This is a genomic window from Pedobacter sp. KBW06 (assembly GCF_003852525.1).
GTDB lineage: Bacteria > Bacteroidota > Bacteroidia > Sphingobacteriales > Sphingobacteriaceae > Pedobacter.
On sequence record NZ_QAJL01000002.1, the window covers coordinates 901931 to 915271 of the forward strand.

At 42.8% G+C, this 13341-nt stretch carries 8 protein-coding genes; 3 read left to right on the forward strand and 5 right to left on the reverse strand.

Annotation, left to right across the window (positions count from 1 at the left end; translation table 11 throughout):
- The first annotated feature begins 157 nt into the window (after positions 1 to 157).
- From DBR43_RS13950 to DBR43_RS13960, 3 genes are read left to right on the forward strand one after another with little or no spacing between them, the layout of a single operon-like run.
- Positions 158 to 2926, forward strand: a complete 2769-nt coding sequence (locus DBR43_RS13950; protein WP_124581776.1) for a TonB-dependent receptor — start codon at positions 158 to 160, stop codon at positions 2924 to 2926.
- A gap of 5 nt (positions 2927 to 2931) precedes the next feature.
- A complete protein-coding gene (locus DBR43_RS13955) occupies positions 2932 to 4182 on the forward strand; it encodes a right-handed parallel beta-helix repeat-containing protein (protein WP_124581778.1) in 1251 nt (416 codons plus the stop codon).
- A gap of 31 nt (positions 4183 to 4213) precedes the next feature.
- A complete protein-coding gene (locus DBR43_RS13960; protein ID WP_124581780.1) occupies positions 4214 to 5278 on the forward strand; it encodes a phytase in 1065 nt (354 codons plus the stop codon).
- On the opposite strand, the gene DBR43_RS13965 is transcribed toward DBR43_RS13960, so the two are convergent.
- The 5 genes from DBR43_RS13965 to DBR43_RS13985 are packed head-to-tail and all read right to left on the reverse strand — an operon-like array spanning position 5279 to position 13334.
- Entirely contained in the window at positions 5279 to 7093 is a 1815-nt protein-coding gene (locus DBR43_RS13965) for a hypothetical protein (protein WP_124581781.1), read from the reverse strand.
- A gap of 19 nt (positions 7094 to 7112) precedes the next feature.
- Positions 7113 to 8900: a hypothetical protein gene (locus tag DBR43_RS13970; RefSeq protein WP_124581783.1), complete on the reverse strand. Its 1788-nt coding sequence runs from the start codon at positions 8898 to 8900 to the stop codon at positions 7113 to 7115.
- A 54-nt stretch (positions 8901 to 8954) separates the two neighbouring features.
- Complete coding sequence (locus DBR43_RS13975; protein WP_124581785.1) at positions 8955 to 9782, reverse strand: hypothetical protein; 828 nt, start codon at positions 9780 to 9782, stop codon at positions 8955 to 8957.
- Position 9783: 1 nt separating this feature from the next.
- Positions 9784 to 12333 (reverse strand): TonB-dependent receptor domain-containing protein, encoded by a 2550-nt coding sequence (locus DBR43_RS13980; RefSeq protein ID WP_124581787.1) that lies wholly within the window; start codon positions 12331 to 12333, stop codon positions 9784 to 9786.
- On the reverse strand, positions 12333 to 13334 hold the full coding sequence (locus DBR43_RS13985) for a FecR family protein (RefSeq protein ID WP_124581789.1): 1002 nt from the start codon (positions 13332 to 13334) through the stop codon (positions 12333 to 12335). The genes DBR43_RS13980 and DBR43_RS13985 overlap by 1 nt, the downstream gene beginning before the upstream one ends.
- Positions 13335 to 13341 lie beyond the last annotated feature (7 nt).

Below are 13341 nucleotides of genomic sequence, written 5' to 3' on the forward strand. Positions count from 1 at the left end.
TAAACAATTCATGTTCACGCTGTACGCGTTTTGTATATCCCTCATGTAACGCTGTATACATTTTGTTCACGGCAATAATTTCGGAGCTGACCTGCCAGTTCTCACATTTGACCAACGTTAGCAAACACAAACCAGCAACAACAAATTAATTAAGAAAATGAAGACACTATTACCCGTTCTTTTTTGCCTATTATTTAGCATTACCGCAGCCCGGGCGACCAGCCTGAAGGGCTACGTTTACGACCAGAAAACAGGGGAAGCATTGGTGGGCGCATCTGTTCTTCTGGAAAAGACAGATCGTGCGGTTTTAACCGGACTCGATGGCTCATTTGAGATCAAACATCCGCCAGCAGGAACATTTACGATAAAAGTATCTTATCTGATGTACAAGACCTTTAGCCAGCAGATCAATATCCTTAAAGAAAACAACCCGGTTGTTAAGATTTTCTTATCTGAAACAAAAGATGCCGAACTGCATGAAGTGATGATCTCCGCCAAAAATGACGGATCAGCAGAGAAAACAGCCAGAAGGATCGAACAGAAATCCCCGCAACTGGTCAATGTTGTTTCGGGCAGAGCAATGGAAGTCTCCCCAGACCTTACCGTTGCCAATGTCATTCAGCGCGTCTCCGGCGTATCTGTAGAAAGAAGCAGCAGTGGTGACGGACAGTATGCCATTCTTCGCGGAATGGATAAAAGGTATAATTACACCCTCGTAAATGGTGTTAAAATCCCAAGCCCGGACAATAAATACCGTTATGTGCCACTTGATATTTTTCCTTCTGAATTATTGGAAAGACTGGAAGTTTACAAAACGCTCAACTCCAATATGGAAGCTGATGCTGTTGGTGGTGCTATCAACATGGTCATGAAAGATGCTCCGGACAAATTACAACTGAAAGTAAATCTGGCAACGGGTTACAGCCAGTTGTTCATGGACAGAGGCTTTACCAGTTTCAATACCAATGGCATCAATCGTAAATCCCCTTATGAAATGAATGGAAAAGACTATAAAGCCACACAGCTTGATTTTCCAAAGGGAACGATAGATTACAGCTCAAAACATCCCGCTCCAGGTCTGGTAGGTGGATTGTCCATTGGCCGACGCTTTCTGGACAATAAGCTAGGTGTGCTCCTTGCCGGAAGTTATCAAAATACTTACCGTGGCAGCAACAGTACCTTTTACAATTCTTCCAATATAGATACAGATCCTTTTGCAACCATTACCTCCAGAGAGGACCGTCAGTATTCAGAGCAGCAACAACGCTATGGTACTCATGCAAAATTAGATTATGCCTTTAATCCCCGACATAAACTAAGTTTATACAATGCTTATGTGAACCTGCAAAGCACACAGCTCCGCGATTCAAAACAAACTGATTTCTCTTCCGGTTATAACCAGGAATCAGGGAATGCCAAGTTAAATTATGAAACCCGTTCCCGCTTTATAGAACAGCAGATTTTCAATACCACCCTTCAGGGCGAGCACCAGCTGATTCCGAAACAATTGAAGCTGAACTGGTCTGCGGTATATTCTTCCGCAAAAAACGATGTTCCTGATCAGAGCACCATCAATATCCTTGGAATAAGGGAGAATTTTGCAGAACGGAAAACCGTGGTGCAGTCCATCGGAGACGTATACACCCGCCGCTGGGAACGCAATACGGAAGAAGATAAGGCAGGTTATCTGGACCTGACCTATACCCTGCCAATTGCCGGAGTTAATGTAGACTTCAGTGCCGGAGGTTTATACCGTGACAAACAACGCAGCAGTTTTTACAACAGTTATACTTTAACCCCAACCACCCAGAACCTGGAATATGGCAAAGATTTCAACAACTACGGCGACATTTCCTGGACCGTAAAGAATCCTGCCGGAGCAGTAAATAATCCCCTGACTTATGATGCATCAGAGAAAATCAGTGCAGGATATGGAATGTTTAAACTGAATGCCGAGAACCTTGAGGTGATTGGTGGTTTACGTGTAGAACATACCGATCAGGGTTACCACATGCTATTTCCTGCAGGAGAACTTCGTCCTACAGGCAAACAGGTCTATACCGACTACCTGCCCAGCATGAATTTAAAGTATAAACTCAGCAAAAAGGAACAGCTTCGCGCCTCCTATTTCAGGTCTCTGAACCGTCCTGGTTTTTATGAACTGATTCCTGGTGGAGGAAACAGGGAAGAATATAAGGAAAGAGGAAATCCGGATTTGAAAAGAGCACTGGCCGACAATTTTGACCTTCGTTATGAACTGTTTCCCAATGGAACAGATCAGCTCATGGCAGGTGCCTTCTATAAAAACATACAAAATCCCATAGAATATACCTTTCAGGCTGATGCGACCCGTGGACAGGATACTTATTATGTGCCTGGAAATTTTGGAACAGCAAAAAATTATGGACTGGAACTGGATTATATCAAGTTCTTCCATCAGTTCGGCATCAAGGCCAACTACACTTATACCCACTCGCGGATCACTACCACAAAAACATATAGAGTACGCGATGCAAACGGAGATCTTCAGCCCCTCAGCACCAATCAAAGCAGGCCTCTGTTCGGGCAGTCTGCACACATTGCCAATATTTCCCTGCTTTACAAAGACAGTAAAAAAGGCTGGGACGCACAACTGGCTGCTTCTTATACCGGAGAAAGGATCAATACCATTTCTCAGTTCTTAAACAATGACCTCTGGCAAAAGGGTTTTATCCAGATGGATGCATCGGCAGAAAAGAAATTCAGGAACAACCTGAGCGTATTTGTTAAAGCCGGAAACCTGTTAAATACGCCATTAAAATTATTCATCAAAGGAACGAATGAGAAAAATTTACAAACAACAGCTCAGGAGTTTGATGGCAATACCCTCATCCGTAACGATTATTACAAACAAAATTATTTATTAGGTCTTCGCTATAAACTATAAAAGACATGAAAGCAACACAACTATTTATCTGCCTGGCTTTAACCGCGGCACTTTTTGCCGGATGTAAGAAAGCCAATAGTGACGTAGATCCGGATACCGGAAACGGCACCATTTCCGGAGAGGCATCCGGAGTCTGGAAAAAAGGAAGCACCCAGCTGATTAAAGGTGATATTATCATACCAGAAGGGCAATCTTTAACGATTGAAGAAGGGGTTACTGTACTCATGGATACCCTTGCAAAACCGGAGATTATTGTAAGAGGAAATCTTTATGCACAGGGAACAGCAGAATTCCCGATCCGTTTTACCGTAGCAGAAGGTGCCAGGACAAAAGCATTTGGCCGTTTATGGGGAGGCATTCTTGCAGCTCCAAGCTGTCAGGAGTTGTTATTGGACCATACCATCATTGAATATGCAGGAGCAACCACTTCAGATGCTTCAACCTCTGTAAAACAGAACCTGTACAAAGGAAAAGCAGGAGAAAACCTGCCTGCACTCTGGTTTGCCAATGTAAAGGGAAAGCTGGTCGTGACCAACTCCATATTCAGAAACCTGCAGGAAGACTGTACTTATATTGACGGCGGTAAAATCATTTTTTCAAATAATAAATTCTATACCACAGGAGTTTCCGGCGGAGAAGCCATCAACCTGAAATCAGGTTGTGTTGCTGACGTTGCCTATAACCTTGTGTACAGTGCAAACACCAATGCCCTGAAACTGTCGAACAGCGGGGACCGTACACCACAGGCCTATGTGATGGTTTACAACAATACGATGGTCAATACCGGCTGGCGCAGGCCTACCGCAAAAGGCGGATCGATCTGGGTAGAGGCAACAGTAAGGGTAGAAGTCTACAACAATCTGTTTGCAAATACACGTTTTGGCATCAAGAGAGATGTTAAAGGGCCGGAAGACAAAAGGTCTTTATTTGGCAACAACCTCTATTACGGAGACGATCAGACTACAGTAAACCAGTTCCAGCCTTCTGCTGATATCATTGCAGGAACGAACGATATCATTGGCAAAACGGCAGGACTGAACGATCCTAAATTTGTAAATTACCCTTTAAATACGCCGGTTAACAACGCTGTTTTTAATACTGCATGGGATTTCCACCTTCAGGCAGGATCAATAGCATTGGGGAAAGGAAAAACAGACATCAAGCCACACTATGCCGTAAACGGACTGGTGATGAACGGCATCAGCTATACCTCTCCGGCAGCAGCCAGTTATATCGGCGCTTTTGGAGCCAACTAATCAATTTTAACCAATTATAAAGAATTTTTTAATGAATAAACCTACATTAACCCTTAGCCTTTCCGCATTATTGCTGACACTAAATATCTCCTGCTCTACCGTACAGAAAGATCCTTTAGCCGTGAAACCCCTATATACTTCTGATCCGGTACAGTTTGATTCTGATGATCCTGCAATCTGGGTAAACCCTGCAGATCCTGCCCAGTCTTTGGTCATCGGTACGGACAAAGATGAAAATGGCGGCCTCTATGTATACGACCTCAAAGGAAAAGCGATCAAAGAAAAGACGGTTAAGGGTTTAAAAAGGCCCAACAATGTAGACATCGCCTATGGCCTGGTACTCGGTGGTAAAAAAGTAGACATCGCAGTTGCGACCGAAAGAATGACACATCAGCTCCGCATCTTTTCTCTACCAGATATGAAACCTATCGATAACGGAGGAATCCCGGTTTTCGAAGGAGAACAAAAGGAGATGTACAGAGACCTGATGGGCATTGCCCTATACACATCACCAAAAGGAGAGATCTACGCCATTGTGGGCCGTAAAACAGGCCCTGCTGATGGATATTTATGGCAATACCTGCTGGAGGATGACGGCACAGGCAAACTAAAGGCCAGCCTGAAAAGGAAATTTGGTAAATATAGCGGCAAGAAAGAAATTGAATCAATTGCGGTAGACAATGAACTGGGTTATGTCTATTATTCTGATGAGCAGTTTGGAGTAAGAAAATACTACGCAGATCCTGCCAAAGGAAATGAGGAACTTGCTTTATTCGCGAAAACAGGATTTAAAGAGGACAATGAAGGAATCAGCATTTATAAAACATCCCCTACTACAGGTTATATCCTTGTATCCGATCAGGCGGCAAATCATTTCCAGGTCTTTAACCGTGAAGGAAAGTCTGGCCCTCATGACCATGTATTGCTGACCAGTATTCCTGTTTCCACCAACAACAGTGATGGTTCCGATATTTATTCAGGTCCCTTAAATGCAGATTTTAAGCACGGGTTGTTTGTTGCGATGAGCGATGATAAGACTTTCCAGTTTTACCGTTGGGAAGACCTTGCAGGGAAGCAATTATCCATCAATAAATAGCTATTTTTTTCTAAGGGCTTCTGCTTTTTTCCGCAGGAGCCTTCTTTTTTCCCTTCTGGCCTGTCTGGCCTCCCGGTCGATCTTCATTTGTCCAAAACGGGCAATTTGTGTTTTGATCTTTTGTTGTTTCGCCTCAGTGACACCCACACTATGTTTGATCCCCTGCAGGAGGCTTCTCCAGATGAAATGAAAGAAAGAGCCATTCTTTTTACGGACCTCATGAATTGGTGCAGTAATCAGGATGCCACTGCTATCCGGATTATTAGGATTGAGGATAATGGCATTGGCAAGGAAGGACATCCAGCCCTGCCGAACTAAACGGTCTTCTCCTTTTTCCCTTTTCAGCAGGTTTACGGACAGGTCCCTGTATTCAAACTTCATGAAACCTGTGGCGGTATGGTCATTGGCATCGATCAGAAATTCCAGTTTCTTTACCGTACCGCTTTTCACCTCTACCATACCCAATGGTCTCGTGATGCGGTTCAGCGAACGGCCTTCCATAGGGCCTAAACGCCCGGAATACGAAAAGGCACCATCTTTGGCATTCAGGTCGAATTTAAAGTTGACATCCAGCTTTCCCTTCCCCATCATATAACTCGTTAGTCCGGCCGTCATAAATGGGTTTATCGACTTATACTTAGGGGTATTGGTCACATTGCTAAAGCTTCCAGATGTATGCTCGAAACTGATCGTTCCTTTCTGCCGGCTGTCGCGGTCAAATTCAGAATAGCTGATATTGACATTGCTTAGGTTAAGTTTACTGATGTTCAGCTTTGCTTCTATCTTTTGCAGCAACTGATGGGGATACCTTCCAATTTTTTCTATGTTCTTTTTGGCCAGGGAGTTGTTATTGAATACGGCAACAGATCCATTGGCAATGTTCATTTCTTTGGCAAAAAGCTCCTGTTTAAGAATGTATAAAGGCAGATTGATACCTTCCAGACTAATGTCGCTCATTTGAATCTCATACCTGTCCTTAGCATAACCTAGGATCTCGCCAAACTTCATCTCATCGTATCTGGGGATGAGGCTAAAGCTTTTAATGTTCAGTTTGCCGGAAGCAGCAGAAAAATCCAGCTGATTCAGGTTGAGGCGGTACAGGCTGTCGGGTGTAGCAAAAGTATAGTTGTTTAAATTGATCTTTACATCCTTCAATAAGTACAGGCGACTTTTGTCTGTTGCAGAATGAGGATCAATCAGGTAATCTTTCAGTGTAATGTTCAGGTTTTTCACGGAATCTATTTCCGGTATTGCTTTGTTATTATTGATGTATTTAAACCTGATGTTGTTAAAATCGATGGTGTGAATGCTGAATTCTTTCAGATAGCCGGAGATATAGTCGTAGGGACTTTGGTTGGGCCTGGGCGGTTTATCTTCATTGAAGTCGAACTGTTTATTGACCATGACCACATTTGGATTGTCCAGGCGGAGCTGACTGATATTTAGTTTGCGGTATCTGAGCAACCTGAAGAGGTGAAAATTTCTGATTCCCAGTTTTTCCAGTTCCACATAATAGATGTTATTGGGCGCTTTTTTTAAGGCGATCAGCTTTTTGAAAACCTGTGTATCGGGGATGACTTTTACTGCTGTCAAAGAAGCATTTCCAGTGAGCAGGTTAATCCGGATAGCAGAAAATTCTATATGGTACAGGCTGTCCGTAGACCTTAAAACCAGCTCTTTGATCTGTGCTTTTATTAAGGGTTTGAATTTGTTGGCAAAATACCTTGAGGTCAGGCTAATGCCCAATACCAGTATTAGTATAATGCCCCCTGTCCATATCAGTATCTTCTTTCTTTTTCGGGATTTTTCAATCATAGGCCTTACACTGAATATCCTAAGATACTTTTTTTTCGCGCTTCTTTTCCTTTCGTGCTATACTTTTCTCCTTACGTTCTTTTTTCTTATCCTGGATCGCTTCCATTGCTTTTTCCGGAGTTTTTACCGGGACAATGCCAAGGCCCGCAGTTTCGCGCATCCCCACAAACAGCCCTTTCCAGAGCAGGTTAAAAAAGGAGGCAGCCGGAGAGCGCTGAAAGGTGACACTGGCCGTTCTCGCTGTTTCTCCTTTCGAGGGATTTGCATCTTTAACAAGCAGGTTATTGGCCAGGAAAGACAACAGGCCTTTTTTCTTTGGAGCTTCCCCATTCTCGCCTTCCTTGAGCAGTTTCAGCTTCAAATCACTATAATAAAAATGAACTTTTCCGGAAGAACCATTGCGGTTTGCCTTAAAATCGAAGTCCACTTTCTGCATGTTGCCACTTTCAATTTCGATCAGTCCCAAGGGAACAGATACCGGATTCAGGGCCTTCAAATCCAGGGGTCCCGTGGCACCGGAATAGCTGAATGCCCCATTTTTATCGGTCAGGTTAAAATCTATCTGGAGGTTAATTTTAGTTTTTTTCATCACCAATGCATTCAGATTGGCGATGGCATGGTTGCTTTTAATCAGGTTTAAGGAGTCGTTGCTAAGGTTACGGATCGTTCCATTCAGGTTTTGAAAATAAATCGTCCCTCTCTTCCGGCTAATGGGATTATACTCTGTGTAAGCGAGATCGATATCATTGAGTTTTACCGTGTCTACGGTTGCCTGCAGGGTTAATTTCCTCAGGGCCATGTGGGGGAAATTTGCGCCTTTGTCAAGGTTCGGGGCTGGTGGCATCTCCCGGTTTAAAAAGATCCCCACTTTGGCCGGGCCTATTGTCAGCTTTCCCGCATGAAAAACTTCCTCTTCATTTAAGCGGAGAAAATCTACTCCGGAAAAGCGGATCTCGTTAAAGTTCAGGTCATAGCGGTCTTTTCCATATTTAGACATCCGGCTAAAGGCCAGATCAGGATATAAAGGAATCATCTTAAGCCCCTGGATCCGGATGGTCTTTCCCGTTGCGGAGCCCGAAATGGTATCGGCTTTCATCAGGTACATTTTATCTTTAGACTGGTATCCCGTCAATTCAAAACCAATGTCTTTGGTATGATAAAAACGGGTAGTATCAAATTGCGAGAGAGAATCGATCAGCAAATCTTTAACATTCAGGTTTAGTTTCCTGATTCTGTTTAAAGGTTTCGATGTCTCCCCTTTCACATAATCAAAATCTGCATTTACGATTCTGATGGCATCGACACGGATTGATTTTATTCTTCTGGGCAGGAGTTGATAGAGGCTAAGCTCTGGTTTCAGGCTATCTTTTCTTTTGCGGACCTTGTAATGGATCATATTAATGGAGGGCTGATCCAGCACTATACTTTTGATGCCAACTTTTTTATTAAAATAAGCGTTGAACAGACCAACGTGATTGATTTGCAGTTTTTTGACTTTAACCTGGAACAAGTTTGCAGGTGCCAATCCAGCTTTTTTCAATATAGAAAAGACCGTGGTATCCGGATTCAGCACCGCCTCATCTATGGAAGCTGTACCCGTTAATACGTTTAAATGAATGTCTTTAAAATTGAGTGTATATAAGCCTTGAGAGCTATTCACGACGACTTTCTTTATTTTTTCAGAAAGAATGGGTTTCCATTTATGATACAGGTAAAGTCCTGATCCAATTCCAATAATGAGCAGGGTGGCTAAAATTCCACCGACCCATTTCCACCAATTTCTTTTTACTGATTTTTCCTGTGCCATAAGCTGCTGATTATAGGGATAACCTACAATATCAAGGCCACAAATCGTTTTGTATTACAACGCACTTGCTTTATACCTCCGGGCATCGACATCTACCGCATAGAAATATCCCTGCACATTTCCGGATATATTTCCCGTAGCATTGACCGGAACACTGGAAAAAAGTCCACTCCAATCGGTCTCCATAAATACATCATAGAGGTATTTGGCATAGCGTTCGGAAAGCGAGAGCTTGAAAATCGTGATGTAATCTTCTTTGTCCAGGATAAATGTTCTTTTTAAATTATTGAGTGGATAAAGCGAATTCGGAGAGCCTAGAAAATGGGTATAACTGTAATATTTGGACTGGTCAAATTTAGCAGGGTTCCATACAGGAATATCCAGGTAAGAAATCATCCATTTATTGGGATTCAAATAGCCGAAGGTATGCTTGGGGATCGTTCCGCTATACTTCCCATCGGCAGTCATTTTTGCTGAAAGGGGCAGGAAATCATCGATAATATTAACTACTTGCCTCAGGGTATCTACGGCAGTATACCATTTGTCATTGTATTTGATGGTCAGGGTATATGCTCCGTTATAATTCGGTTCATTTACCGCTGTCCCTGTGTACACTCCTTTTACAGAGGACTCCGTAAATATGATGTCGGATTTCCCGTCATTGATCCTGACCAGTGCTTTTGAAATCGGTGTAGGGTTCTGATCAGGGCTCATGGCTGGCTTGGAAAGCCTGATGTACTGGGTATTGATCCGGGTATTGAAGCCTCCTTCCACAGCCAGATCATACTGGCGTTTCGGAACGAGGAACCGATCGTCCAGCGCTTTCTTACATCCTGAAAATCCCAGGGCAAGAAGTACCATTAACAGCAGCGTGTTCCTCATACTAAATCTTAAAACTGTAAGCGATCCATGGATAAAAACCAAAACCGTATTCAATACTACTCTTTTTTGTCTCAAATGAAGAAGAATTCAGGTGATAATACAATGGATTCTTCCGGTTGTACAAGTTGTAGGTACCTACAGACAGGGTGCTGGAAATGTAACGTTTTCCAAATAGTCTGGTTTGGAACTGGTATTGGGCAGAGAGGTCCAGGCGACTAAAATCAGGAAACCTGGAAGTATTTCTCTCCTCAAAGATAGGTACATTTAAACCATCATGCTGATAGTAACCAACAGGAAGGGTCAATGGTCTTCCGGTAGAATAGATAAAAAACCCCTGGAAGGACAATTGTTTAGTCAGGTCATATCTCGCCGTTATTTTTAATTCGTGCGGGATGTCGTAATTCGCAGGAAACCTGTTGCCGAAGTTAATGTCGGCAATCTTCCGAAACACCCTGGAATAGCTGTACGCAATTGTTCCGCTAAGTTTTCCTTCCGTTTTTGTCAGTTCGACCTCTAGTCCATATGCATTTGATTTTCCGGCCCTCAGCTGGCTTCTCACTTCCGGGTTTTTGATGATTTGCGCATGATCAATCAAATCCAGCTGATGGTCCAGGTATTTATAATAGGCATTTACCGACAGCACGAAGTCTTTTGGAGCATAACGATAGCCTACAGAAAAATAATCAGAATGCTGAGGCTTAATTGTTTTTGAGGCAGGAATCCAGGGCTCCAATGACGAGAATGCCAGGGTACTGTTCTGGATCAGCTGGAGGTATTGGTAATTGCGGTTATAAGTCAGGAAAAAGCGTTCGGATGCACTCGACAGGTAGCTTAAATTTACCCGGGGTTCCGGGTTCACAAATACCTTTACCTCATTTACATTTAAACGGTTTCCCTGGGGGTCAAAGATGCCATTCCTTGCCTGAACATTCTTAAACAATCCCAGTCGAAGGCCATAGCTCAGCTCAAAAGATTTGTTTAGCGTAATTTGCTGCACATAATAAAGTGCTGCTTCCAGAGATTTATCACGGGAGATGTTGAACTCATCTTTTGGCGACTTATGGATTTCGCCCGGACTAAACAGGTGATAGATGCCCGAAGCGCCAAACTTGATCTGGTTTACCGGGCTATGGTAATAGGTATAATCTGCTTTCAGCGTAATGTCCCTCACTCCTGTACTCCATTGCGTTTTTTGTGAAAGGGTATCTGCATTCAGGTCCAGCAGGTTGCTGTAGTTGCTGTAAATCACAGAAATATTCTGGAAGATCTTGGAATTAAAAATATGGTTCCATCGCAATGTAGAAGTCAGGTTTCCCCAATTATTGGTATAGGAATTTTCGGATAGTAATTTATCCTGACCAGCATAAACAGAATAGAAGACACTGTTATTTTTGTTGACCCTGTAATTGGCTTTGGCATTGAGGTCGTAATAAACTGAATAGGGACTAAATAACTTAAAGTTATTCTGAAAAACATCCAGAAGGCTTCTTCTGAAAGCAACGATGAAAGATCCTTTTTCTTTTACAATGGGGCCTTCTACAGCCATACGGGCCGACATAAGGTTTATCCCACCACTAAGATGATATTCTTTATTGTTACCTTCCGCCGTTTTGTTCACCAGTACTGAAGAAAGCCTTCCGCCAAAATTAGCAGGCATATAATCCCTGTAAATCTGTATGTTATTGACCACATCCGGATTAAATACGGAAACCAGACCATATAAATGCGAAGGGTTATAGACAATAGCCTCGTCCAGCATGACCAGATTTTGATCTGTATTACCTCCCCTGACAAATAAACCAGAGCTTCCTTCCGACATCGATTTGATGCCGTTCTGCATTTGCAATCTTTTCACGACATCCGTTTCTCCGGCATAATAAGTCGTATTATTGAGCTGCTTAATGCCGAAATTCTGTTCATTTAACAGGATGGGATTCGGTGCTATGGCAGATTGCTTAATTTCGACTTCTTCCAGACGGTTGGTTTTCTGGCGCAGTTCAATTTCCAGTTCAAGGTCCTTATATAAACGGATTTTTTCTTCCTTTGTCTGATAACCTGTATTAGAAATTTGCACCTGATAAACTCCTTCAGGGACAGAAATCGCATAAAAGCCATATTGATTTGTATTGATCCCCACGCCAAGCTCCGGAATATACAGCGTGGCTCCGATCAGCTCTTCTCCACTTGAGCCATCACGGACATGACCACGGATTGTTCCTGTTGTTGGTTTTACCGGGGCAATAACAATATCTGAACCGATTACTTTAAAGCCCAGTTTCGTTCCAAAGAGCAACTGCTCCAAAATCCCGCTTAATGGGGTCCTGGAAAAATGGAAAGCTGCAGTCTTTTTGTTCCGCAACTGATCCGGATCATAAGCAAAGCTACATTTCGCCTTAGACTCGAGCAGATTTAACGCAAGGATCAGGGAATCGGCCGGGATGTTTATACTCAGCTGCTGATCCAGGATACTTTTATCCTGCGCATATAACCTGATCGAACCCGTAAAAAATAAAAGAATGCAAAGACAGTAAAGCCGCCTATAAAAAGTCATTAATTATCATATAAAGTATAGGTATTTTGGGATTTTGTCACTTTACATTGTAAAGAGGCAGAGATCACGGCAAGTGCACTGTCGAGAGTCTGATATTTCAGGCTGGCTGTCAGTTTGCGTTTTTTGAGCTGATCGCCCTTAATGTCAATTCTCGAACTGTAGGCTTTCTCCAGCTGACTGGCAACTTCCCCGATAGGAACAGCGGTAAATACAAAGTACTTATCTATCCAGGCTTTATAATTACGGTCCGGGTTATTAGTTGCAATCAATTCTTTGGTGGCCGGGTTGTACAATCCCATTTTACCCGGCGTTAAAAGCACTTCTTTACTAGTGGTATGGTGTCGCAATGCAACTTTACCTTCTTCAACAATTACCGCTATTTTATGGTCGTTTTTACTGATGTTAAAACGGGTTCCAATGTCTTTTGCTTCCAGTTCTCCAAGGTCTACTCTGAACTGAACATGTTTATCCTCTGCCACTTGAATAAAAGCCTCTCCTTTTAAAAGTTCCAGTTTCCGATCTCTGTTAAAGCTGTTTTTATTGTAGCTGATCGTTGTTGCAGCATTTAATTGAACTGCCGTACCATCTGGAAGGACAATATTCGTTACCCTGGTCTGCTGGTCTGTACTAATGACCACATCCTGGTTTTTCTGAACAAAATAATATCCTATAGAACATACGATCAGCAATGAGGCTGCAATTTTCAGCCAGTAACTGCCTTGTTTTTCTCTTTTAAAAAGGGGGAGCTGTTCCTGAGCAGGGGAATGCTCAATTTTTTTATCAAGGGATTCCCAGGAGCGCTGGGCATCAATATCGAGGCGTTCTACCAATTTATCAAGGTTCACCTGAACGTTCAAAAATTCCTGATAGGTTTTTTCATTGGCAGTATCAGCTATTCTCCATTGCCTGAGTAATTCTTTGTTTGCGGGCGTTATGGTATTGTCCAGATCATCTATGATCAGTCCAAAAATAAGCTCTTCATTTGTTTCAAAATTTTTCATTGTAGGG